The sequence below is a fragment of the Desulfurobacterium crinifex genome (genome assembly GCF_054656775.1).
This window is the reverse complement of sequence record NZ_BAAHXO010000004.1, coordinates 1,041,670-1,064,174: the sequence shown is the minus strand read 5'-3', so window position 1 is coordinate 1,064,174 and position 22,505 is coordinate 1,041,670. Positions and strand designations below refer to the sequence as shown.

Sequence of the window (22,505 nt, the reverse complement as noted above, 5' to 3'; positions counted from 1 at the left end):
TCCTTTAACCGGTTATTTTAAGGACAGCACTGTTAAGCTTTTCAAGATTTCCTCTTTTTAAATCAAAAACCAACCTTTTAAGTTCTTTTTTCTCATGAAGCTCCTGAGTTCTTTTTATTCTTCTCTCAATTTCTTTGCTAAGTGTTCTACACACTGCCATTTTTAACTCTTCCTCTGAGAACTCAGAGATAAGGACTTCTGCCAGAAAATCGGAAAGCTCAGGAAACTGGAGCTGGATAATTCCTGGATCTCTTCTGTCCATTGTCCTCAATACGGAGTAAATACGGGAAACCTCTTCGGAAACAAATATGTTGGGAGAAATCTCAATTGGAAGAGGAAAACGGTTCTCAATGAACGCCCTTAAAAACGCTTTCTCATAATGTGGAATAGGAGAAAATTTCTCATCTTGCTTATCTTTTCTATATCCTACAACGTTAAGACGAATCCAATTTTCATCGATCTCAAACTCAGCAGCTAATTTAGAAACAAAAGATTTATACTTGAAAGGATCCACCATTTTAAGCGGTGAAATGGCATGAATGACTTCCTTCAGAACTACCGATTTCTCTTCATCAGGAAGTTCCTTAACTGTTCTTATGCTCCACTCTATGAAACGTAGAGGATTAGATAGCAAATCATTCAGGAGCTCTGGATTTTTTCTTGCCATTGAGTCTGGATCTTCCCCTGATGGTAACTGTACAACAAGAGGCTCTATTCCTTTAGAAAGGAAAAACCCTGCACTCCTTATCGTTGCTTTCTTTCCTGCACTATCTCCGTCAAACATCAGAATTGGAGAAGAAGAGTATCTCTTTACAATCTTTACATGGTTCTCAGTAAGGGACGTTCCCATAGGAGCTACAGCATTTCTTATTCCAGCCTGATGAAGAGATATAACATCAAAATAACCCTCAACTAGGACTACTTTCTTCTCTTTCAGAATTGTTTCCCTTGACTGATAAAATCCGTAGAGGATAGAGTTCTTCTTGAAAAGCTCGCTCTCCGGACTGTTTATGTACTTGGGAATGGATTTGTCATCCTTTAAAGTTCTTCCTGCAAAAGCCACAACCTTTCCAGAGTGGCTAAATATAGGAATCATTAACCTTCCAGCAAAGAACTCTTTTCCTTTGCTATTTATTAAACCCAGTTCTTTTGCAGCGAAAGAGTTGATATTTAGTTCTTTTGAGTATCCCGATGGAGCATACCCAATCAAAAACCTTTCAATAGAACTCTCTGTTACTCCTCTGCTTTCAAGGTAGTCTCTTATGTGAGAAATCTTTGAATTAAAGTATCTTGCAGTCTTATAACCTGCTTCCTCAACTAAAGAGATCTTCCTCTCTTCCTTAAACTCAGATGGAACTTCTATACCGGCAAGCTCGGCAATTCTCCTTACAGCCTCAGGAAAGCTTAAGTTTTCATACTTTTCAACAAAGGTAATTGCATTCCCCCCTACACCACACCCAAAACACTTAAATATCTGCTTTTCAGGGCTTACAACGAAGGAGGGAGTTTTTTCGGGATGGAAGGGACAAAGAGCTGTATAGTTCCTGCCTACTTGCTTTAGCTGGACATAATTTGATACTATATCTACGATGTCAACTCTTGAAAGAAGCTCCTGAACAAAAGAGTAGGGGATTTTTGAGCTCCCCAATTATATCACCTCTTGTCAATGGTCTGAGTGCCTACCTAAAAATTATTCACGATCAGAACAAAGTCAACTTGAGACTGTTTGAAAAATAGCTATGAACTTTAAGAGATCCTTCGGGTTTCACCCTCAGGATGACTTTCTTCGTCATTCTGAGGCTGCTTTACAGCCAAAGAATCTCAATATCTTTTAGAGCCAAAATAAGAATTTTCAAACACCATCAGTCAACTTATCTTCTGGAATAGGAAAAGAGGACAAGAAGGCAACCCAGAAAAACAGAAACATCTGCGACGTTAAATGTAGGCCAGTGGTAGGAAGCGATATAAAAATCCAGAAAATCGATAACCTTTCCGTAAACAATCCTATCGTAGAGGTTTCCTGCTGCTCCGCCAAGTATTAATCCTAATCCCAAGCCAAAAAGTTTGTTGTTCATAGGTTTAAAGAGAATGTAGTAGAGAATCCAAACAGCAACTATGGCCGGTATAACTAGAAGAAACAGTTTTCTAACTACATCATTACTGCCGGAAAAGATACTGAATGCAGCTCCCCGGTTTTCTGCATATCTGAGATCAAACAAACCGGGAATTACAGAAAGAACTTTTCCAAACAGGAACTTCTCCGCTGCCAATTTAGTTACTCTATCCAAGATAAATGATAAAACAGCAACCATCAAAGCCTGAGATCTCACAAGGCCTCCTTAGCAATAAACAAATTGATAGACAACATCAGAGATCCAGTGAAAAATTATAGGAGCCAATATAGAACCGCTTCTTTCGTAAAGGTATCCCATTATAAGAGAAGGAAAGAAAACTTTAAACATAACAGGGTTGAAGTAGATAAGGGCATGAGCAGTAGCAAAGAAAAAGCTGGAGACGAAATTGGCCTTTGAAATAGGCCCCAGAAAAGGTTCATTCTCCATTTCCGAGTAGAAATATCCCCTAAAAAAGGTCTCTTCAGCAACAGCGACCGTAAGGTAAAAAAGAACGATATTTAAGGAATTTTCAAATGACAAGAGAGAGGTATTTCCTATCTTACTGCAAACTACAGCATAGAGAGGAAGAATCAGGAGAGAAATACCGATTCCCCAGATAAGTCCTTTGAGAAAGTTTCTGTAACCCAATTCTTCTGGAGTCTTTTTTAGAATCAAAACAGGAATGCCAACCATTAGAAAAAGGTTGATCATAGCTGAATACTCTTTGAAAAATTTTATCGTTATAGCTGATACGATAATCACCGCAAAGTAGAGTTTCACAAAACCGCAGCTTTTACACTTCTTCAAATTCAAATTGAGGCACTCCTTTTGCTAAAATTCCCAGAGTAGATTATGCAACAAAGAGGTGAAAAATGGCAAACTACTTTGTGAAGATTTTTGTTACCTACAGGAAAGGAGTTCTTGACCCACAGGGAGTGGCAGTAGAAAAGGCAGCCCATAGCCTTGGTTTTGAAAAGGTTGGGAACGTCAGAGTCGGGAAGTACATAACCATGAACATTGAAGCAGGATCTCCTGAAGAGGTCAAAAGAGAAATTGAGGAGATGGCAAAGAAGTTCTTGGTAAACCCTGTAATAGAGGAATACACCTACGAAATTGAAGAGGTGAAAGAATGAAATTTGGAATCCCTGTCTACCCCGGCAGTAACTGTGACAGAGACGTAGGATGGGTTATTGAAAAGGTTTTAGGACACGAGGTAAGGTACCTGTGGCATAAAGAGAGAGACCTATCCGGTATTGACTGTATCATCGTACCTGGAGGATTCTCTTACGGCGACTATTTAAGAGCAGGTGCAATGGCAAAGCTCTCTCCTGTTACAGAAGCCATCTGTGAATTTGCAGAGAGAGGCGGCCTTGTAATGGGAATCTGCAACGGATTCCAGATTCTATTAGAAGCTGGCTTGCTACCAGGCGCAATGTTGCCCAACAAGACACTCTCCTTTATATGCGAGTTTGTCTATCTGAAGGTTGAAAATAACGAAATTCCCTTTACTCATCTCTATGAAAAAGGAGAAATCCTGAGAATTCCAATAGCCCATGCAGAAGGAAACTATACTTGTACTCCTGAAACGTTGAAAGAACTTGAAGAGAATGGACAGGTAGTTGTTAGATACTGTTCACCTGAAGGAATTGTTTCGGAAGAGTTCAATCCTAACGGTTCTCTCAACAACATAGCCGGTATTTGTAATAAGAAAGGAAACGTTTTTGGATTGATGCCCCACCCGGAAAGAGCCTCTGAGGCTATTCTGGAAAGTGTAGATGGTTATAGAATGTTTGAATCTATAGTGAGGTCTGTTCTTGTTTAATTGGTTGCGGGGGCGGGATTTGAACCCGCGACCTTCGGGTTATGAGCCCGACGAGCTACCGGACTGCTCTACCCCGCGTCATTCTACCTGAGAAGTTAGTAATATTGACAAAATTTTCAATTGTTTGTTCTGGTTCAGTTGGTAAACTTTTTAAAGTTGCAAATCAGTATCTATTCCCAAAATTTCCCGATTATATCCGATATCCCTTCATAGTAACTTGTTTTGAGCACCTTCTCAAGGTGCTTTAATCTTAACTTTAGGATGTTATCAACTATAGTATAGTTATAACGTATAATTTCCCTCTCCATACTTTAAAAGGAGTTTAACAATGAAAGTTCTTCTACTTTCAGAAAACATACCCCAACTGAATGAAAGTAAAGAAACACTCTTGAGACACGCTCACTTTACGTTCTTAGTTGATGGAATATCAAGAGCTTGCTCCCATCAGCTTGTGAGACATAGACCAGCATCTTACAGCCAGCAATCCCAGAGATATGTCGCGATGAAAAACTTTCCCTACGTTACCCCAGATTCTGTTAAAGAGAAAACGGTTGAGATAGAGGGTAAAAAGTACAGTTACGATGACCTCATGGCTTTCATTGGCAGATTTTATGAGGCCTTGGTTGAGGAAGGTGTTCCAAAAGAGGATGCAAGGTTCGTTCTCCCCAATGCTTGCACAACAAGAATCGTTTTCACAATGAACGGTGAAGAACTGGTTCACTTCCTGAGACTGAGAACCTGCACACGAGCTCAGTGGGAAATCAGGAAAATGGCCATAGAAATGCTTAAATTATTACAGAGCAAATATCCAGAACTTTTTAAAGATGTGGGACCGAACTGCTACCATCTTGGTTATTGCACAGAAGGGAAAAAGAGCTGTGGCAGACCAGAAGAGGTAAGAGCTTACTTTGCCTCTCTTTGTAAGGAGGAAAAATGATAAAACTGATAGAGAAAACAGCAGGGATACTGAAGAAACAGGATGTTGAAAACTTTGACATCTACGCTGTTGAATCTTCAGGTTTTACAGTCGAAGTGAAGGAAGGAAAAGTCGAGAAGATAAAAGTTCCCGTAAAAAAAGGACTGGCCATAAGAGCTGTTGTAAACGGAAAGTTGGGTTTTGCCTACACAACTGATGTTTCAGATGAAGGCATAAGAATTGCTATTGAATGCGCAAGAGAGAATGCTAAAAGTGCTTCTCCAGATGATTATTCATTTTCCATGCCTGTCAGTAATTCCCTCGATTTTCTTCTCTATGATGAACGGTACGAAGAAATCCCAACTGAAAAAAAGATAGACCTTGCGCTGGAACTGGAATCCAAGGTCTATTCTTTCGATCCAAGGGTTAAAAGGGTAAGAAAAGCTTCTTACAGTGACTCCATTTCAACGGTTTACTACTACAACTCAAATGATCACAGTTTCAGTTACACAAATTCAAGCTTTGCTTTAAGTGTTCTTCTTGCAGCAGAAGAGAATGGCGAATCACAAATGGGCTGGGACTATGACGTTAAAAGGTACTTTACCGATCTCAATGTGGATCTTGTAGCAGTCAGGGCAGCAGAGAATGCTGTAGAGCTCCTTGGAGCAAAACCTTTAAAGACAAAGAAAATTTCCGTAATTTTCAAAAACACGGTATTTGCAGAGATCATAGAGGCTCTATCTCCTGTATTCCTTGGGAATAACGTCCTGAGAGGAAAATCCCTTTTTGCAGATAAGCTTGGATACGAAATAGCAAACCATGTACTTAACCTTTACGATGACCCCACCCAGAAAGACGGAATGGGAACAATGCCTTTTGATGATGAAGGAGTTGCTACCAGAAAAAAAGCAATCATTGAAAGGGGTACTCTGAAAAACTTTCTTTTAGATATCTATTCGGCAAAGAAACTTGGTATGAAGCCAACCGGAAATGGAATAAGAGCTTCTTTATCGTCACTTCCTCAACCCGGAATTACAAACTTAGTTGTTGAAAAGGGAGCTTTAGGACTGGAAGAGCTGATAAAAACTCCTGAAGAGGTTCTGTTAATAACAGATGCCATGGGAATTCACACAATAAATCCTATATCTGGCGAGTTCTCCATCGGTATAAGCGGTATATACTTCAAGGACGGTGAAAAAGTTCAACCTGTTACAGGAATGACCGTTGCTGGAAACATTAAGGAGCTTCTTAATGGCATAACAGAAATTGGAAGAGACCAGAGGTGGCTTGGAAACATTTGCAGCCCCTCAGTACTTGTTAAATCACTAACTGTGAGTGGAGAATGAAAGAGAGAAGAAGAGAGAGGCTAAGATCCCTCTTAATAAGGGAGCTTTCAGACATCATAAGAACTGAAATTGATTTGCCGGACAACGTTTTTGTTACAGTTCATGACGTCCATCTCTCAAAAGATGGTAGCAGAGCAACAGTTTTCATTTCCGCTCTGAGAAAAGAGGATGCATTAAAAGCACTTGAGATACTCAACAGAGCTGCCGGTTATATCCACCATATTCTTGGCAAGAGATTAAAATTGAGAGTTGTTCCAAGACCAGAGTTTGTCATATCCTTAGGAGATCTACTATGAACCTATCAAGAGAAGAGATTGCAAATCTTATAAGGGATCTACAGGGAAAAATTTTGATAACAACTCACAAAAACCCTGACGGAGATGCAATAGGAAGTTCCCTTGGCTGGTACAACTATCTAAAACGGCTGGGAAAAAACGTAAAGGTAATATACAGGGACAGGATACCTTTCTTTTTCGACTTCCTTCCCGGCATTGAAGAAATAGATGTAGCTGAGGAAATAACAGAAGAGTTCGACTGGGTTATCATTACAGACGTTTCCGAACCCAAAAGAACGGGCTTTGAAAATATACCGGCAAGGAAATCGATAGTAATTGATCATCACATAACAGCAGAGCCTTTCACTGATTACTCAATTGTCGAACCAGAAATATCCAGTACCTGTGAACTCTCTTACGAGATAATGAAACTGATCGATCCAGCTCTCATAGGATATCCGGTCGCCCTTCCCATATACACAGGAATCGTTACAGATACAGGGGGGTTCAGTTACAACAACACATCTCCAAGAACTCACACAGTTGCTGCTGAACTGATAGAAAAAGGAATCAATCCCTATTTAGTGACAAAGAAAATCTATGAGAGAAACAGAATAAATAGGTTTAAACTTTTAGAGCTCGTGCTGAAAACACTTGACTTTGCCGTCGGAAATAAAGTTGCCCATATAACACTTTTTAAACGATTCTTAGAAGAGACAGGTGCTTATCCTGAAGAATCTGAAGGATTCATAAACTATCCCCGCTCCATAATGGGTGTTGAAGTTGCAGTATTCTTCAAAGAGATAGAACAGGATAACTGGAAAGTATCTCTCCGTTCCAAAGGAAACGTAAATGTGGCGGAAGTTGCTAAAAAGCTTGGTGGAGGGGGACACAAAATGGCAGCAGGTTTCGAGGCAAAAGGCTCATTAAAAGATATAAAGGAGAAACTCTTCCAGGAATTAGAGTTAGCCCTTGAGTCTGCAGAGTTCGAAAAAATCAAAAGTTGATTTTAAGATACATTAAAGTGCCTGCTCTTTAAGAGCAGGCAACGTTAGATTTCTGTAATTTCATCCTTGAAGTCTTCATATTCTTTGTAATTTTCGTTCTTCAGTACAGATGAAATGAACTTATCGATGTCCTCTTTCTCGAGAAATGTTCCCGTTAGAAGCCTACCGGTGTACTTGTTGTCCTTTATTTCCCAGAACATATAAAAATCAGGATAAAGCTTCTTGAGTTCTTTATAAGCAACTCCATACTTACTCGGTTTTTCAGGATTCTGTTCTAAGAAGAAATGGCTGGGAGAAATAACTATTCTCCACAGCTCCACTCCACTTTTGGTTACAACTTTTTGAAGCCTAAGTTCTGTGCTTTCCTTCACTTTCATTTTTTGCAACCTTTGCAGAGGAAATAATCAGTAGCTGTTTTAGGAACTTCCTCTGCTTTAACTGGTCCTACTTTCTTCGGTTTTACTCCAAGAGGTGGAGGAGTTTTTAGAGCTTTTCTTCTGGCTTCTATGATATCCTGACAGGTAATGTCTCTTGGTATTTTGAGGTTCTGCCTTGGGAATATAAGATGCGGATTCTTGATCTTGTCTCTGTTCGCCTTAAATATGAGAGGCCATTGCCATGGGTCGCCATAAATGAAGTCTTTTGCAGCAATTCCCCAGAGAGTATCCCCTTTCTTAACAATGTAGTTCTTGGGAAGTGCTTCCCATTTCTGGAGGAGCTCTTCACATTTTCCGACTTTCGATCTTGCCATTTCTTCAAGTCTGCGAAGCTTTTCAAGGAGAGCTTCCCTTTCTGCAATTTCTCTTCTAAGCTGTTCAACTTCTGAAGAAAGAGCTCCATAACGTTCTCTCAACTCAGTCTCTTTGGCTTTGAGAAGAGACAATTCCTTCTTGCATTTTTCCAGTTTCGCCAGTAATTCTTCGTGCTCTGCTTTTGCTTTTTTATACGCTTTTATCAAGGACTCTGGATAGAACGCAAAATCAGGTGGATAGAGGACATACTCTTCAGTTGGAGAAGGACACCCAGCTTGTACACCAGAAATATTAACAAATAAAGCTATAGATAAAGCTGTTATCAATTTTCTCATTATTCCCTCCCTAAGTCATTCTCTAAATTTTGAATTTTAATCAAGAGTTCCTCTTTCGATGGATAAGATCTCAGCTTATTCTGGAGCTCTACCTTTATCATTTCAAGCTGATCTATTTCTGATTCCAGTCTGGAAATCTCTGCTCTTACAGTTTCCTTTTCTTCCATGCAGTTTTGGAGTTTTTCTTTAAGTTCTTCATTTTCTGCTTTTAGCTTCTTGTACTTTACAGGAAGCGTTTCTGTCTTTGACTCAGCTTCAGGTTTTGTACTGCAAACACCCGCGAAAGTAGTTGAAGAAGATAGGGATATGCCTAAGATGATTACACCCATTATCAATTTTTTCATAGCTCCTCCCAGCTTAATTCTTTGGAAAAATTATAACATAATTAAAATTAAGATATATATCCGGAAAATTAAAGGATACTCAGTTCAAGGGTATTCAGTTCAAAAGTTGTTAAATTTCCCGTTCGTAACTGTGAATGGTGAACTGTGAACAGTAACTTCTCACCACTTACTCTGCTTACCATTCACTACTTACTGTTCATTAAAATTCCTTGTTTAAAGAAGTAGGAAACGTTTTAGCAGTTTTTGAAGAGGAATACCGAGTGATGAGTAACAGGTAACAAGTAACGAGGATTGATTTCAAAGACGAATTCGCCCCACAAGGGGCGAAAAAAATTAAAGTCTCTCCCAGTTTCTCTTCTCAAGCATGTAGTATATTACCGGAATTACAATCAGTGTTAGCGTTGTTGAAGCAAAAACACCAAAAAGAAGGGATACTGCCAGTCCCTGGAAGATAGGATCCAGCAGGATAACAGCTGCACCAACCATAGCAGCAGCTGCTGTAAGTACAATTGGCCTGAATCTAACTGCTCCAGCTTCGATTATGGAATCTTTCAGAGGAGCTCCCTCTCGTTTTTTCATCAGAATAAAGTCAACAAGGATGATGGAGTTTCTAACGACGATACCGGCAAGTGCAATGAAACCTATCATTGAAGTTGCAGTAAAGTATGTAGTCTTTCCAAGTATCTGTGTCATTAGCCAGTGTCCGGGAACAATACCAATCATCGTCAGAGGAATAGGAATCATGATCACCATTGGAATAATAAAGGACTGAAACTGCCCTACTATCAGGAGATAGATGAGAATCAGAGCAACCATAAAGGCTGCTCCCATATCTCTAAAGGTCTCATAGGTAATCTGCCACTCTCCATCCCACTTCATCATAGGTTTAAAGTCACTCTTTGGCATTGATGGAGGTATAAATGTGTATTCGATCTTATAACCTTCTGGTAGAGGATTTTCAGAAAGGTATTTGTTGATTGCAAGTATTGGGTATATTGGAGCTTCATACTTCCCAGCCACATCTCCAATAACGTAGGAGACTGGGTGGAGATTCTTATGGTAGATAGTCTTATCTGCAGGCACTTTAACTACTGTAGCTATTTCTCTGAGAGGAATTAGTTTTCCCTCCCTGTTCATTACAGAAAGGTTAAGAATATCCTCTACTTTTTCCCTTTGATGTCTGGGTAGCCTAACGAAGATGGAGACTGGGTCGGAGTCATAGTCTGTGTGAGCAACACTAACAGAAGCTCCTTGCAGAGCAATACTTATTGTTTGAGCTATTTGCTCTTCTGTTATGCCAGATTCCCTCGCCTTTTTCTTGTTTATTTTTACCTCATATTTGTAGTGGTCTGCATCCACAAGAGTATCTACGTCAACTACTCCCGGAGTTTCTCTGAATATTTGAGCAATCTGTTCAGCAATTCTTCTTCTGACATCATCATCTTTGCCGTAAATCTCCGCAACTAAGGTTGAAAGGACTGGAGGTCCTGGAGGGACTTCAACTATCTTTACATTGGCATCTGGATTAACGGCTTTTGCAACTTCTTGGATTTTTGGCCTTTCCTCTTTGGCAATGTCATGAGATTGACGTTTTCTTTCGTGCTTATCGATGAGATTGATCCTTATGTCAGCTACGTATCCACCCTGTCTGAGGTAGTAGTGTCTGACAAGACCGTTGAAATCAAACGGTGAAGCTGTACCTATGTACATTTCGTAATCTGTAACCTCTGGAATTGTTGCAATGTAGTTGGCAATTGCCTTTGTAACTCTTGCAGTCTCCTCAAGGGATGTTCCCTCAGGCATATCGACCACAACTTGAAATTCACTCTTGTTGTCGAAAGGTAAAAGCTTAACAACTACAGCTTTTGTGTAGAACATAAAAACTGAACCGGCCATGAGAAGGAGAACTCCTAAAAGAAAAGCCCATCTTTTAACTGCAGAATCCAGGAGTGGTCTAACGAGCTTGTTGTAGATCCTGTAAGTAGGAGTTTTCTCGAGTTCAAACTTTTCTTCTTCCTTCTCTGCTTCTTTTCTGAGAAGGTAGTAAGCTGCCCATGGGGATATGACAAAGGCAACTATTAGTGAAAAGAACATTGCAATTGAAGCGTTAACTGGAATTGGCCTCATGTATGGTCCCATGAGACCGCTAACAAATGCCATTGGAAGAAGGGCAGCAATAACTGTAAAGGTTGCAAGGATTGTAGGGTTACCAACTTCTGCTACAGCATAGATTGCGGCCTGCAGCGGAGGCATCTGCTTGAGCTTTAGGTGTCTATGGATGTTCTCAACAACAACAATGGCATCGTCAACCAAGAGACCAAGGGTGAAGATAAGGGCAAAGAGAGTAACCCTGTTTAGTGTGTATCCTGTTAACAGGTCAACAAAAAGCGTTAGTGCAAGGGTTGTTGGAATGGCGATCGATACAACGAAAGCCTCTTTTATACCAAGGGTGAGTCCGATGAAGATAACAACTGCGAAAATGGCAACTCCGAGGTGGAACATAAGTTCATCAAACTTATCCTGAGCAGTTTTACCGTAATTTCTCGTAACTGTAACGTGAACGTCTGAAGGAAGGATTTTGGATTTAATATCTTCAAATTTTTCTAAGATCTCTTCTGCTACAGTAACTGCGTTTGTCCCTTTCTTTTTGGCAATAGCAATGGTTACTGCTGGGAACTGGTTACCATGTTCTTTTATAAACTCTCTGCTAACTTCTTGCTTTTCTGCATGGGGTCCAAATCCAATGAAGACGTAGTTTTCAGGGTCAATTGGAGCGTCAACAACTTTAGCAACGTCTTTAAGGTAAACGGGTTTTCCATTGTAAACTGCTACAACTACGTTTTTCAGGTCGTCTATGGTTTTTATGAACTCTCCTGCTTCTACAGGAAACTCTGTGTTGTTTTCAACAATATTTCCTGCTGGAAGCTTTAGGTTTGCAGATCTTATTGCCTGAACCACCTGAAGGAGAGAGAGATGGTAGTTTTTAAGCTTATCTCTATCTATCAAAACCTTGTATCTTCTTGTATCTCCACCAATTATCCATGTTTTTGAGACGTCTTCCACCTGTTTAAGCTGGAGGCAGAGCTCCTTTGCTATCTGTCTGAGTTCATAAGGAGTCTTTTTATCGCTCCAGAGAGTAAGAGAGATAATCGGAACATCGTTAATATCCATAGGTTTAACCAGAGGTTGCCTCGCCCCCGGAGGGAGTTTATCCATGTTTGACATTAACTTGTTGTAAAGCCTAACGAGAGCATCCTCCATATCCTCGCCAACTTTAAACCTTGCAATAATGAGAGACATACCCGGCTTGGATATGGAGTAGACATAATCCATTCCCTTTATTTCCCAGATGAGTTTTTCAAATTCTGTAGATACCTTTTTTTCCACTTCCTTAGCAGAAGCTCCTGGGTAGGGAATGAAGACGTCAACCATTGGAACAACTATTTGAGGCTCTTCTTCCTTAGGAGTCAAAACAATTGCCGCAAGCCCTATAAGAATTGAAGCTAAGAGAAATAGAGGCGTTAGTTTCGATGTTATGAACTTCCTAGCTATGTTTCCTGCTATTCCAAGATCAATGTTTTTCATTTCTTACCCCTCTACTCTTGCTCCGTCGCAGAGTTTATTGATGCCAGAAGTAGCAATCCTTTCTCCTCTATGGAGTCCAGAGAGAACTACAACCTTGTCTCCAATTCTTTCTCCTGTTTTAATAACTCTAAGATTGGCAATACCATCCTTAACCACAAAGACATATTCAATTGCTCCAACCCTGTAAATAGCAGAGATTGGAATTACCAATTCTTCCTCTGTTTTTATAGGGATTTCAACAACCGCGTAAGTTCCTGGAATAGCGTCAGCAGAGCCTATTTCCACTTTTATCCCAAACTTGTGAGAAAGTGGATCAGCGCTTCTATCAACTTCTGTCACTTTTCCACTGAACTCTTTGCCACCGATCTTTACCTTCAAAATATCTCCAGTTTTAATCTTTCCAGCGTAAGAGTTATCTATGAATGCACGAACTTTTAAAGGATAGGATCCCACTTGAAATACAGGTGTTTGCGGGGTAACCAAGTTGCCTTTATCAATTAACTTCTGAAGAACAACACCGTTTACTGGAGATTTAAGATAGGTATATGCAAGGTGGGCAGAGGCTTTCGCCAGGTCAGCCCTTACCTGTTCTTTTTTCGCCAAAAGCCCGTTCTTCTTCTCAAGAAGCTGTGCTTCTTTTGCTTCAATTGCTTTCAGGTTTGATTTTGCAGCTTCAAACTTTGTTTTCACTTCATCAAACTGTTGTTCTGAAACAGCATCAGCCTCGTGAAGTTTCCGGAATCTTTCATAGGTTCTTTTCGCAAACTCGTAGTTGGCCTCCGCAGCTGATTTTAAGGCTTTAACTTCTTCTATAGCCTTCTCTATTTCTTTTAAAGCAGCATCTATCTCTTTCAGACCTGCTTTTGCTTTCTCAACATCAGGTCTAATGTCAGAACTTTCAATTACAGCAAGGATTTCTCCTTTTTTCACCTTATCACCAGCTTTCACCCTTATTTCTTTCAGGTAACCGACAACTTTTGGAGAAATCATTATTTGCTTGTCAGGGATTACCGTTCCTGAAAAGGAGTCTGTTTTTTCCAGCTTAAGCGTTTCAACGGTGGAAACTTTTACCCCCTGGACTGTTTTAATTTCCACAGGCTGAACTTTTTCTTCTTCTTTACCGCATGAAACAGTGAGGGTAAGTACTGTCATGGCCAAGATCAACTTTCTTACCATTTTGCTACCTCTCTATCCCGGTTATGGTAGGAATCATTATCTTATTAGAATTTATTACCATGTCAAGTATCAGATGAACTTTATCTTTTCGGAGACAGGAAGACCCCTCCCGTATAAAAGAGGAGATGAAAGCCCGTATATCTGAAGTATAATACACTTCAAACACACCCTGCGTTCCCGATAAAGCTCACCGATAGGAAAAACGTTGCTATTTGAACAATGTCCCTTAAGTTACTCATAACAGAGTGGGTATTTCGGCAATGACAAACAAACCCAAAGAAAGTGGAGAATAAGGTAGGGTACGCAAGCGAAGAGAGGAAGCAGTTAGCAGGATAATAACTTGTTACAGCTTTAAGAAGTAATCAACAAAAACGTCAGTATAGAGTTTCAACCTTTTCCACTTTCTTTCATCTGCCATGAGCTCTTCTGGAGGAATCTTTTCGGTTTCGAGTTCTTCTCTGTATGCATCAATCCACTTTTCCAGATCCTCAGGTGTTATCTCTAAGTGGAACTGAAGTCCTACTACCTGGTTGCCAATTCTGAAAGCCTGATTTCTATACTTTACTGAGGAAGCCATTCTCACAGCACATTCTGGAAGGTCAAAGGTATCTCCGTGCCAGTGGAAGACCTCTATTTCGTTCTGGTAGATTATTTCAAGGTGATCCTGAGGATAGATAAAGTCCCAGCCTATCTCTTTTCCAAACTTACCTTTGTAAACGTTTGCTCCAAATGTGTTTGCAATCAGTTGAGCTCCAAGACACACTCCCAAAACTTTCTTACCTGACTTGTAAAACTGCTCTATTAGTTCTTTCTCGTACTTCAGGAATGGATACTTTCCCTCTTCATAGACCCCCATAGGGCCACCAAGAATAACCAGAATATCAAACTTCTCTGGATCTGCTGTTTCTCCTTTAAAAGCTTCTATTTCGTAAACCTCGACTCCCCTTTTTTCAAAGCTCTCTTTGAAACTTCCCAAACCTTCAATTTCTATGTTTTTAACAGCAAGGACTTTCATTTCGTTCCCCCGACTGTAATCTCTGGAATTCTAATTGTGGGTAGCCCGTCCGAAACAGGAACTCCCTGACCGTCCTTGCCACACGTACCGATGGCAAATCCAAGATCGTTACCTACGGCATCTATTTGTTGTAACACTTTTGGACCGTTTCCTATGAGAGAAACTCCTCTTATAGGTTCTGTCACTTCACCATTCTCAATCAAATACCCTTCCGAAACCTCAAATATGAAATCACCATTGACGGTGTTTACCTGACCTCCACCCATTTTCACAACAAGTATTCCATTTTTTGTATCCCTTATTATTTCCTCTGGATCGGTATCACCGGGAGCTATGTAAGTATTTGTCATTCTTGGAATCGGAACGTGCATATAGGATTGCCTTCTACCATTACCTGTGGAGAACTCTCCTGATTTCATTGCTTCTGTTAGGTCGCACATGAAACCTCTGAGGATGCCGTTTTCTATCAGAATATTTTTCTGTGTAGGAACCCCTTCGTCGTCATATCCAGAAGAACCATATTTCTCAGGCATTGTTCCATCATCAATTACAGTTATAAGTTCAGAAGCTACCTTCTGTCCGATCTTACCTGAGTAAACTGATAAACCCTGATTTGCAAGATCTGCCTCAAGACCGTGTCCCACAGCTTCATGAATCATTGTTCCACCAGCTTTTGAGGAGATTACCACTGTAAACTTTCCTGCTGGTGCAGGTTTTGCTTTGAGCATTTTTAAAGCTCTTTCTGCAGCTAATTTTGCTATCTTTTCAGGTGGATACTTCTCAAAAAGGGAATAGTCTCCCAAATGTCCTACTGGCTCATAACCTGTTTGGAGAATCCTTCCATCTGAAGCAACTACAAGAGTGTAAAAGACTACTCTCGGTCTTACGTCTTCAACAATATCTCCGTTTGTATTAACAATTGTTACTTCCTGTATAGAATCCCTTAGAACAACGGTAACCTGCTTTATTCTATCTCCGTGAGATCTTGCCTCTTCGTTTGCCCTTAAAAGAAGCTCTATCTTTTTCTCAACAGGAACATCAAAATCCATACTGTTAACGAGCTTTGAATAGCGCTGTTCCTTCATGTTGAAATCAAGAACAACCTCTTTTTCGGATGAGGATGCAGAAGCAAGGTTTTCAATTACTTCTCTTATTGATTCTTCTGTAAGTTTATTTGTAAAACCATAGTAGGTTTTAAAGTTTTTGACATACCTTATTCCCACTCCAATTTCTATTCCGCAGGAGACGTTTTCTATTTTGTTTTCTTCGCATCTGGCTGAAAAAGTAAATCTCTTTTCAAAGAAGAGGTCACCGTAGTCTGCACCCTTTTTCTTCAGCTCCCTTGCTCCGAAAACTCCAAGCTCCTTGAAATCCAGAACCATTTACAGCCCCCAGTCTCTAAAATAGAGGAAATCTTTATCAACAGTCCTCTGGGCAATTTTGCAAATTATAGGCACTTTTCTCTTATACTGAGATCTTTGAACCATCTTTAAGACTTTCTTCACAACCTGTTCACTGTATCCGGCTTTGATGAGTTCCTCTTCCCTTAGTCTAAGATCAACGTATCCCACAAGAATCTGGTCAAGAAGGTGGTAGGAAAGGCCAATTTCTCCTTCATCTGTTTGTCCAGGCCAGAGATCAGCAGAAGGTTTTTTCTTTACTATCCTTTCAGGAACTCCAACAAACTCGGCCATTTCCCAGACCTGAGTCTTATAGAGATCCCCAAGGGGGTTGATATCGTGGGCACCATCTCCCCAGCGGGTGGAGTATCCTATGAGAAGTTCACTCTTGTTACTCGTTCCAAGAACTAAAGCTCCTTTCCAGTGGGCAAAATCGTAGAGGATGCTCATCCTTTCTCTTGCCATCTTGTTGCCACGTCTTATGTTGTCTGCGTCTGGAAATCTTTCATAGTAGGCGTCTACCTGGGGAGTTATGTCTATTTCGTGAAACTCAATTCCCAGAACTTCTGCCACAAGCCTTGCATCCTCTATGGAGATTTGAGAACTGGTCTTGTAAGGCATGGATATTCCAATTACGTTCTCCTTTCCCAGAGCCATAACTGCCAGGAAAGCGGAAAGAGCAGAGTCAACACCGCCAGATATACCTATAACTGCCTTTCTGAATCCCGCTTTGTGAAACTCTTCCCGGATGAAGTGGATTAAGACGTTTCTTATGAACTCTTTATCTTCTATCTTCAGGAGTTCAATCAATCTATCCTTCATTGAGAATTCTCCGCAGATTTTCTAATACAATTTCAGGTTTTTCATCCCTTAGAAGAGGCAGATTGATGCGAGCAGATCTTATGAGGGATTCATCGACATCAACAGTTAAGATCTCTTCCTCAAAGCTTGAAGCTTCAGCAATTATCCTTCCATAAGGATCGGTAATAAAAGATTTACCAGAAAATACAAATCCGTCTTCAACACCAACCCTGTTGGCATAGAAGAAGTAAGTTCCCATCATTCTTGAGTAGAATTCTCCCATATTCATCCAGACTTCTGCATTACCGAACATCCTTGCGTCCTTGTAACCCCTCCCCGGGCTCGAGGAAAGAGCGAAGACAAACTTCACTCCCTGAAGAAATGCGAGATAAAGATTTGAAAAGTGCCAGAGATCTTCACAGATAAGTACTGAACCTTTTCCATATCCTGTTTCAAATGAGTCAACCTTTCTTCCGCACCCTGTAAATCTTCCCTCGTCAAACATCCCATAAGTGGGAAGATAGACCTTTCTATGAATGTGTTTGATTTCACCGTCTTTTAAGTAGAAAGCTGAGTTGTAAAAAACGTGGTTTTCATCTTCTTCTATTAAACCAACTATGATTCCAGCTTTTCTGCTGAGCTCCAGAAGTGGTATCAGCCTCTTATCATCTCTTTTCAAGGCAACTTCAAAAGTAAGATCCTGCAGGTTGTAGCCTGTCAGGGAAAGTTCTGGGAAAAGGCAAAGCTCAGCTCCTTCCTTTATTGCATCCTTCACAAAAGCTACTGTCTTTTCAAGGTTTGTATCTACGTCACCCAGCCGGGATTTGAACTGGACTACAGAGACCCTCATACTACCACCTGAAGCCAAATTTTAGAGAGGTTTGAGTATCACTTCCATTCCCGATACCCTTAAAAATTCTAAACCTAATGATACCATCTACTAACTTTGCCCAGAAAGCCTCTATCTCTATTCCAGGACTGAGGAGAAGATCATCTGGTTTATTACTGAACGCATCTCCACCGGCAATGGTAGGTTTTAAAAATACCGATTTACCGACAACAGCCATTCGATAGGAAATGTTGAAAGAGAGAAATCTTCTCCCTCCCACTTTTTCTGATGTATAGCCGGGGATTCCTGCGTTTAGAATAAATCCGTTTCCTGAATATCCAACCTTTGTGCCAGCAGAAACCCCGTAGGTAATGGTGTCAACCTCTCTTCTCCTGACGGAGTTACTGTATGAAGCTATTAGCCTTCCGGTAAAAACCGAGGATAGAATTGGCTGTGCAAGTTCAGCATAGACATAGAAAAGACTACCCTTAGTGTAGTAAACCATATCTGTGGTTTTGTCTACAGTGTAACTGAAATCTACGTAGTATTCGTCAATATCTCTTATCCAGTCAGAATACCGGATGAATTCCGGTCTTAAGCCAGCGGTTATTCTGTGAATTTTTTCTGCATCCAGATACTTTGTAAGATAAAAATTTGTTCTCAGGATTTTCAGATCATATTCTCCAATGGTTGTTCCATCCTTTACAAAATCGTTGTTATGGCTTTCGAAAAAATTAACACCCGCACCGATATCAATCTTATCTTCTAAAACTTTGTAAAATTTGCTGTACAGATAAGCATTTTTTTCTCCGTTTTCATTCCTGAACCATCTGGTATAACCAACAAATAGGTGATGCCCCATCCCTCCAAGGTTGTAATCTCTTACCTCAACTCCTGTTCTGAAAGATTCATCAGTTTTAATTCTGAATTTTGGAATCGGAACAATGGGAAAACGTTCTTTTATTTTCAATTTGACTGTGACTTTTTCATCTTTTTTATTTATTTCCGGAATAATCCTATAGAAAAGGTGGGTGTTTAATAGGTTCCTTATAGATTTTTTAAGTTTTTCCTCTGAAAATTCATCTCCTTCCTTGAGAAGGAGTTCTCTTCTTACAAATTTTTCTTTTGTCCACTTAAGGCCATAAATTTCAATCTTTTCAATGGTTTCAGAGTGACTGCTAACTGGAATCAGAAGGAAAAGGAGAAGAAAGATTAACTTTCTCATTGTTTCCTCGCCAATAGGAAGAGAAGGAAGGTAAAGAAAGAGAGAAGCAGACTTATGAGGATGCTTGTCCCAAGGGGAAAGTAGAATACAAAGTTATCCTTCTTTATGTAAATATCTCCCGGTAGTTTTCCGATAGGTATGGAACCTCCGAATTTTGATATACCAATTACTAAAATCCCTACAGTGATCAAAATTACACCAGCATATATGAGTAATTTTCCAATTTCTTCCATTATAACTCCTGATTATAACTTTTCGATAATTGCCGGTAATAAAAAGATTATATCAACAATAATGGCAAAAAGTCCTATGGTCAGTACAGCAGAAGAAGCAACATCTTTGGCTGCCTTTGCCATTGGATGAAACTTGTCTGTGGCTGTATCAACTGCCCTTTCTATGGCAGTGTTTATAAGTTCTACAACGAGAATAAGGTAGTTTATTAGTGCAATCAGCAAGGCTTTACAACCTGAAAGGAGGAGAAGAGAAAGAACTGTTCCAAGAAGACTTAAGGCTAAGTTTATTCTAAAGTGCTGATCGTTTCTAAGAGCGAAACTCCAGCCTTCCAGGGCATATCTAATCCCTCTTATTATTCTCTTTATCGCTTTTATCATCGGGGTACTCTATTCGGTTATGATATACACCTGAGAGAACTTTCCTGAAAACTTTTTCTATCATAGCAATGTCCTTTAGTGAAAGACCACTCTGGTTAAGCTGACCATCTTCAACTGTTTCCATTATCAGTTTGTGAATGAACTCATCAAGGTTAATGTCTTTATCTTTCATCGATCTTACAGCAGCCTCCACGGTATCTGCAACCATAACGATTCCAGCTTCTTTGAACTGAGGTTTAGGTCCCGGATATCTGAACTTTTTCTCGTCAACCTTTTCCTCTCCGTAGAGCTCCTTTGCTTTGTGGTAAAAGTACCTCATCAACTTTGTTCCATGATGTTGTTTTATTATGTCAATGATCTTTTCCGGTAGTCCATACTTTTTCCCGAGCTCCTCTCCATACTCAACATGAGATTTCAGAATAGTGGCACTCTTTTCTGGAGGAAGTTTGTCGTGTATGTTAACGCCGTTTATCTGATTCTCTATGAAACCTTGCGGATTTTTAAGCTTTCCAATGTCGTGGAATAGACCACCAGCTTTTGCAAGTAGTGCGTTTGCTCCTATTGTTTCTGCTGCTGCTTCTGCCAGTGTTGCAACCATAACAGAGTGGCTATATGTTCCAGGAGCTTTCAGTATCAATTTTCTGAGAAGAGGATGGTTAAGGTTTATCAGTTCCATGTAGACCATATCGGTTGTAAATTTAAAGATGTTGATGAAAAGGGGACTTAAACCGTTGACTACAACGGCAGTTACCAGAGCTCCAAACAGAGTCAAAACAAGCTGAACAACCATTTCAAGACTGAACTGGAACCCCCTATAGTAGATAAGAACTATCAACTGAAGCACAGCTATTGCTATGCCTGCAGTGAAGGCGCTTTTGTAGATCATTTCTCTGCTTCTGTACTTCCTTGAGTCAAAACAGGAGAAAATAGCACCAATTGAGATTGGAATTATGAAGAACTCCGGTTTTGAGAATAGAAATGAGGGAATTATTGAAATGGGAAGAATGTGAAGCGTTGCGACTTTTTTTGTTATGAACATAGATGCAAAAATGGTAGAAGTGATTATGGGGACGTAAAGAAGGTTTTCATCTACCGGCATGTTAAGGGTTTCAAACAGGAGTTTTGAGAAGAAGGTAAGGATTCTCATCAGGAAGATATCGAGAACCACTACAGAGAAAGAGAAGATGATATTTTTCATCTCGACAGCAGATGGACTGATTACCCTGTAGAGCTTTACCATTACATAAAAAAGGAGCAAAGAAAGGAAGAAAAGGGATACGTATTTATTGAGATCTTTCCCTTTACTGTTTTCCTTTCTGATCAATTCTATTTTCTCTACTTCCGCAGGAGTAATTTTCTCGCCTTTTTTTACTATTACTTCACCTTTTTGGAGTTTAATGTAAATTGGCTTTACCTTTGACTCAGCCTCTTTTCTCAGGGCTTCTGTCTCTTTCTGACTATAGATGTAGTTGGGCTGAATTGCAGGGAGAAGCTCTTTGATGAGTTGATTTGTCTTTTCTCTATCCTTTATGAGCAGAAAAAGATCTTTCTCCAGTTGGTCTTCCAGTTTTTCCTTAGTAAGAAAGTCTTCTATTCTCCTTTCAGTTCTTCCTTCAGGAGTGATGACAACGATCTTCTCATAGCCTTCAGGTGTTTCGGAAAGAATTCCTCTTTTGTAGTAGGAGAAAAGGAGCTTTCTAATGATTTTCTTCTCTTCTGGAGAAGCGTTTTTTAACCCTTCGGTGAGATTATCTACCTTTTTTTCTACATCAGGACTGTAAACGAATATAGGTCTAACACTTTTTCTTGCCTTTTCTCTTGCCTTTTCAGTCGCTTTTTTATTCTCAACTTCAACGCTTATCGGAGAACGAATATCTACAGGACTGATGTCTCCGGGCTTCAGTTTTGGAACGTTGACAAAACTAATAGGCAACATAACAAATGTAATGAAAATGCCACAGAGGAAAATAAGCCCGTATAGATACCAGTTAGCTACCTTGTCTGTTTTCATACTCTTCATAAGCTCTAATTATCTCCTGAACCAGTCTGTGTCTCACAACGTCTTCTCGGGAAAACTCGACAATTTCTATTCCTTTTATTCCTCTTAATATTTTAAGCGCTTCGACAAGACCCGATTTCTCCTTTGAAGGTAAGTCAATCTGGGTGATGTCACCGGTAATGACAACTTTTGAGCCAAATCCAAGCCTTGTGAGGAACATCTTCATCTGTTCTCTTGTTGTGTTCTGGGCTTCATCAAGGATGATAAAGGCATCGTTAAGGGTTCTTCCTCTCATGTAGGCAAGAGGAGCTATCTCGAAAATGTTTCTCTCTAAGAAGGAGTTGACTTTTTCAGGCTCAATCATCTCAAACAGAGCATCGTAGAGGGGTTTAAGATACGGATCTATCTTTTCCTGAAGAGTTCCGGGGAGAAATCCCAGCTTTTCGCCAGCTTCAACTGCAGGCCTTGTGAGGATTACTCTATTAATCTTTCCCTTCTTAAAGTGAGCTACTGCTGCAGCAACTGCTAAGTAAGTTTTTCCTGTTCCAGCAGGTCCTACCCCAAATACAATGTCATTTTCTCTGATTGCCTGAATATATTTTCGCTGAGTAGGTGTCTTTGCAACTATTTTCTTTCCTCTGTAGGTTGTAACTATCTCCTCCGCACTCTCTTTTATCTTTGCATTTCTACCTGCCGAAAGCTGTGTCATATACATATCGACGTCAGCCTTTGTAAGCTTGTGACCGGACTTTACCAGATCCTCAAGCTCCTTAAAAAACTGCTTTGCTCTTTCCTCATTCTCTATGCTGCCGCTTATCATTATCTCGTTGCCACGAGAACCAAGCTTAACGTTAAGAATTTCTGCAATTTTTTTCAGGTTCTCCTCGTGGTGACCAACTATTGTGTAGAAATCCTCAGGACTCAGTTCAAGGGTTACCTTTATCAACGATACC

Annotated in this window: 23 protein-coding genes and 1 tRNA gene; 6 read left to right on the top strand and 18 right to left on the bottom strand. The window is 40.1% G+C overall.

The window, feature by feature from the left end:
- Positions 1-4: 4 nt before the first annotated feature.
- The 3 genes from dnaG to ACYQ3A_RS07565 all read right to left on the bottom strand — a co-directional run bounded on the left by dnaG (position 5) and on the right by ACYQ3A_RS07565 (position 2,927).
- A complete protein-coding gene (dnaG, locus tag ACYQ3A_RS07575) occupies positions 5-1,648 on the bottom strand; it encodes a DNA primase (RefSeq protein WP_459896615.1) in 1,644 nt (547 codons plus the stop codon).
- Positions 1,649-1,871: 223 nt separating this feature from the next.
- Positions 1,872-2,330 (bottom strand): signal peptidase II, encoded by a 459-nt coding sequence (gene lspA, locus ACYQ3A_RS07570; RefSeq protein ID WP_459896614.1) that lies wholly within the window; start codon positions 2,328-2,330, stop codon positions 1,872-1,874.
- 9 nt (positions 2,331-2,339) lie between these two features.
- A complete protein-coding gene (locus ACYQ3A_RS07565) occupies positions 2,340-2,927 on the bottom strand; it encodes a CPBP family glutamic-type intramembrane protease (protein ID WP_459896612.1) in 588 nt (195 codons plus the stop codon).
- Between the two features lie 59 nt (positions 2,928-2,986).
- On the opposite strand from ACYQ3A_RS07565, the gene purS reads away from it, so the two are divergent.
- Both purS and purQ read left to right on the top strand, forming a co-directional pair.
- Positions 2,987-3,247, top strand: coding sequence for a phosphoribosylformylglycinamidine synthase subunit PurS (purS, locus tag ACYQ3A_RS07560; RefSeq protein WP_459896610.1), 261 nt, complete (start codon positions 2,987-2,989; stop codon positions 3,245-3,247).
- Positions 3,244-3,936, top strand: coding sequence for a phosphoribosylformylglycinamidine synthase subunit PurQ (gene purQ, locus ACYQ3A_RS07555; protein WP_459896609.1), 693 nt, complete (start codon positions 3,244-3,246; stop codon positions 3,934-3,936). Before purS ends, purQ begins: the two co-directional genes overlap by 4 nt.
- A 1-nt stretch (position 3,937) precedes the next feature.
- Here purQ and ACYQ3A_RS07550 read toward each other — a convergent pair.
- Positions 3,938-4,014: transfer RNA gene (locus tag ACYQ3A_RS07550), tRNA-Met, on the bottom strand.
- A 250-nt stretch (positions 4,015-4,264) separates the two neighbouring features.
- On the opposite strand from ACYQ3A_RS07550, the gene thyX reads away from it, so the two are divergent.
- Genes thyX through ACYQ3A_RS07530 form a run of 4 tightly spaced genes read left to right on the top strand, consistent with a single transcriptional unit; the run spans position 4,265 to position 7,480 of the window.
- A complete protein-coding gene (gene thyX, locus ACYQ3A_RS07545; protein ID WP_459896607.1) occupies positions 4,265-4,873 on the top strand; it encodes an FAD-dependent thymidylate synthase in 609 nt (202 codons plus the stop codon).
- Positions 4,870-6,198, top strand: coding sequence for a TldD/PmbA family protein (locus ACYQ3A_RS07540; RefSeq protein WP_459896606.1), 1,329 nt, complete (start codon positions 4,870-4,872; stop codon positions 6,196-6,198). The genes thyX and ACYQ3A_RS07540 overlap by 4 nt, the downstream gene beginning before the upstream one ends.
- A complete protein-coding gene (rbfA, locus tag ACYQ3A_RS07535) occupies positions 6,195-6,494 on the top strand; it encodes a 30S ribosome-binding factor RbfA (protein WP_459896605.1) in 300 nt (99 codons plus the stop codon). Before ACYQ3A_RS07540 ends, rbfA begins: the two co-directional genes overlap by 4 nt.
- Positions 6,491-7,480 carry a DHH family phosphoesterase gene (locus tag ACYQ3A_RS07530; RefSeq protein ID WP_459896604.1) on the top strand — a complete coding sequence of 330 codons (990 nt, stop codon included), beginning with the start codon at positions 6,491-6,493 and terminating at the stop codon, positions 7,478-7,480. Before rbfA ends, ACYQ3A_RS07530 begins: the two co-directional genes overlap by 4 nt.
- A gap of 44 nt (positions 7,481-7,524) precedes the next feature.
- On the opposite strand, the gene ACYQ3A_RS07525 is transcribed toward ACYQ3A_RS07530, so the two are convergent.
- From ACYQ3A_RS07525 to ACYQ3A_RS07460, 14 genes are all read right to left on the bottom strand, one after another.
- Positions 7,525-7,857, bottom strand: coding sequence for a DUF7132 family protein (locus ACYQ3A_RS07525; protein ID WP_459896603.1), 333 nt, complete (start codon positions 7,855-7,857; stop codon positions 7,525-7,527).
- A complete protein-coding gene (locus ACYQ3A_RS07520) occupies positions 7,854-8,567 on the bottom strand; it encodes a LysM peptidoglycan-binding domain-containing protein (protein WP_459896602.1) in 714 nt (237 codons plus the stop codon). The genes ACYQ3A_RS07525 and ACYQ3A_RS07520 overlap by 4 nt, the downstream gene beginning before the upstream one ends.
- Positions 8,567-8,911: a hypothetical protein gene (locus tag ACYQ3A_RS07515; RefSeq protein ID WP_459896601.1), complete on the bottom strand. Its 345-nt coding sequence runs from the start codon at positions 8,909-8,911 to the stop codon at positions 8,567-8,569. The genes ACYQ3A_RS07520 and ACYQ3A_RS07515 overlap by 1 nt, the downstream gene beginning before the upstream one ends.
- 333 nt (positions 8,912-9,244) lie before the next feature.
- A complete protein-coding gene (locus ACYQ3A_RS07510) occupies positions 9,245-12,496 on the bottom strand; it encodes an efflux RND transporter permease subunit (protein WP_459896600.1) in 3,252 nt (1,083 codons plus the stop codon).
- Between the two features lie 3 nt (positions 12,497-12,499).
- Positions 12,500-13,672 (bottom strand): efflux RND transporter periplasmic adaptor subunit, encoded by a 1,173-nt coding sequence (locus ACYQ3A_RS07505; protein ID WP_459896599.1) that lies wholly within the window; start codon positions 13,670-13,672, stop codon positions 12,500-12,502.
- 343 nt (positions 13,673-14,015) lie between these two features.
- Positions 14,016-14,687, bottom strand: coding sequence for a glutamine amidotransferase-related protein (locus ACYQ3A_RS07500; protein ID WP_459896598.1), 672 nt, complete (start codon positions 14,685-14,687; stop codon positions 14,016-14,018).
- Positions 14,684-16,069: a TldD/PmbA family protein gene (locus tag ACYQ3A_RS07495; protein ID WP_459896597.1), complete on the bottom strand. Its 1,386-nt coding sequence runs from the start codon at positions 16,067-16,069 to the stop codon at positions 14,684-14,686. Before ACYQ3A_RS07495 ends, ACYQ3A_RS07500 begins: the two co-directional genes overlap by 4 nt.
- A complete protein-coding gene (locus ACYQ3A_RS07490; protein ID WP_459896596.1) occupies positions 16,070-16,909 on the bottom strand; it encodes an NAD+ synthase in 840 nt (279 codons plus the stop codon).
- A complete protein-coding gene (locus tag ACYQ3A_RS07485) occupies positions 16,899-17,738 on the bottom strand; it encodes a nitrilase-related carbon-nitrogen hydrolase (RefSeq protein ID WP_459896595.1) in 840 nt (279 codons plus the stop codon). Before ACYQ3A_RS07485 ends, ACYQ3A_RS07490 begins: the two co-directional genes overlap by 11 nt.
- Position 17,739: 1 nt before the next feature.
- On the bottom strand, positions 17,740-18,942 hold the full coding sequence (locus ACYQ3A_RS07480) for a POTRA domain-containing protein (protein WP_459896594.1): 1,203 nt from the start codon (positions 18,940-18,942) through the stop codon (positions 17,740-17,742).
- Positions 18,939-19,175, bottom strand: coding sequence for a DUF2905 domain-containing protein (locus tag ACYQ3A_RS07475; RefSeq protein WP_459896593.1), 237 nt, complete (start codon positions 19,173-19,175; stop codon positions 18,939-18,941). The genes ACYQ3A_RS07480 and ACYQ3A_RS07475 overlap by 4 nt, the downstream gene beginning before the upstream one ends.
- Positions 19,176-19,187: 12 nt before the next feature.
- Positions 19,188-19,553, bottom strand: a complete 366-nt coding sequence (locus ACYQ3A_RS07470; RefSeq protein WP_459896592.1) for a diacylglycerol kinase — start codon at positions 19,551-19,553, stop codon at positions 19,188-19,190.
- The gene (locus tag ACYQ3A_RS07465; protein ID WP_459896591.1) at positions 19,516-21,573 is read right to left on the bottom strand and encodes an HD family phosphohydrolase; all 2,058 of its coding nucleotides are present in this window, start codon (positions 21,571-21,573) and stop codon (positions 19,516-19,518) included. Before ACYQ3A_RS07465 ends, ACYQ3A_RS07470 begins: the two co-directional genes overlap by 38 nt.
- Complete coding sequence (locus ACYQ3A_RS07460) at positions 21,542-22,498, bottom strand: PhoH family protein (RefSeq protein ID WP_459896589.1); 957 nt, start codon at positions 22,496-22,498, stop codon at positions 21,542-21,544. The genes ACYQ3A_RS07465 and ACYQ3A_RS07460 overlap by 32 nt, the downstream gene beginning before the upstream one ends.
- Positions 22,499-22,505: the final 7 nt, after the last annotated feature.

Excerpts from the sequence above, each read along its gene's own strand:
- ACYQ3A_RS07530 (WP_459896604.1), top strand. The coding sequence starts at position 6,491 with ATGAACCTATCAAGAGAAGAGATTGCAAATCTTATAAGGGATCTACAG.
- ACYQ3A_RS07485 (WP_459896595.1), bottom strand. The coding sequence starts at position 17,738 with ATGAGGGTCTCTGTAGTCCAGTTCAAATCCCGGCTGGGTGACGTAGAT.
- ACYQ3A_RS07520 (WP_459896602.1), bottom strand. The coding sequence starts at position 8,567 with ATGAGAAAATTGATAACAGCTTTATCTATAGCTTTATTTGTTAATATT.
- ACYQ3A_RS07500 (WP_459896598.1), bottom strand. The coding sequence starts at position 14,687 with ATGAAAGTCCTTGCTGTTAAAAACATAGAAATTGAAGGTTTGGGAAGT.
- ACYQ3A_RS07510 (WP_459896600.1), bottom strand. The coding sequence starts at position 12,496 with ATGAAAAACATTGATCTTGGAATAGCAGGAAACATAGCTAGGAAGTTC.
- ACYQ3A_RS07490 (WP_459896596.1), bottom strand. The coding sequence starts at position 16,909 with ATGAAGGATAGATTGATTGAACTCCTGAAGATAGAAGATAAAGAGTTC.
- ACYQ3A_RS07475 (WP_459896593.1), bottom strand. The coding sequence starts at position 19,175 with ATGGAAGAAATTGGAAAATTACTCATATATGCTGGTGTAATTTTGATC.
- ACYQ3A_RS07525 (WP_459896603.1), bottom strand. The coding sequence starts at position 7,857 with ATGAAAGTGAAGGAAAGCACAGAACTTAGGCTTCAAAAAGTTGTAACC.
- ACYQ3A_RS07515 (WP_459896601.1), bottom strand. The coding sequence starts at position 8,911 with ATGAAAAAATTGATAATGGGTGTAATCATCTTAGGCATATCCCTATCT.
- ACYQ3A_RS07480 (WP_459896594.1), bottom strand. The coding sequence starts at position 18,942 with ATGAGAAAGTTAATCTTTCTTCTCCTTTTCCTTCTGATTCCAGTTAGC.
- ACYQ3A_RS07540 (WP_459896606.1), top strand. The coding sequence starts at position 4,870 with ATGATAAAACTGATAGAGAAAACAGCAGGGATACTGAAGAAACAGGAT.
- ACYQ3A_RS07465 (WP_459896591.1), bottom strand. The coding sequence starts at position 21,573 with ATGAAGAGTATGAAAACAGACAAGGTAGCTAACTGGTATCTATACGGG.
- ACYQ3A_RS07505 (WP_459896599.1), bottom strand. The coding sequence starts at position 13,672 with ATGGTAAGAAAGTTGATCTTGGCCATGACAGTACTTACCCTCACTGTT.
- purQ (WP_459896609.1), top strand. The coding sequence starts at position 3,244 with ATGAAATTTGGAATCCCTGTCTACCCCGGCAGTAACTGTGACAGAGAC.
- ACYQ3A_RS07470 (WP_459896592.1), bottom strand. The coding sequence starts at position 19,553 with ATGATAAAAGCGATAAAGAGAATAATAAGAGGGATTAGATATGCCCTG.
- ACYQ3A_RS07495 (WP_459896597.1), bottom strand. The coding sequence starts at position 16,069 with ATGGTTCTGGATTTCAAGGAGCTTGGAGTTTTCGGAGCAAGGGAGCTG.
- rbfA (WP_459896605.1), top strand. The coding sequence starts at position 6,195 with ATGAAAGAGAGAAGAAGAGAGAGGCTAAGATCCCTCTTAATAAGGGAG.
- purS (WP_459896610.1), top strand. The coding sequence starts at position 2,987 with ATGGCAAACTACTTTGTGAAGATTTTTGTTACCTACAGGAAAGGAGTT.
- thyX (WP_459896607.1), top strand. The coding sequence starts at position 4,265 with ATGAAAGTTCTTCTACTTTCAGAAAACATACCCCAACTGAATGAAAGT.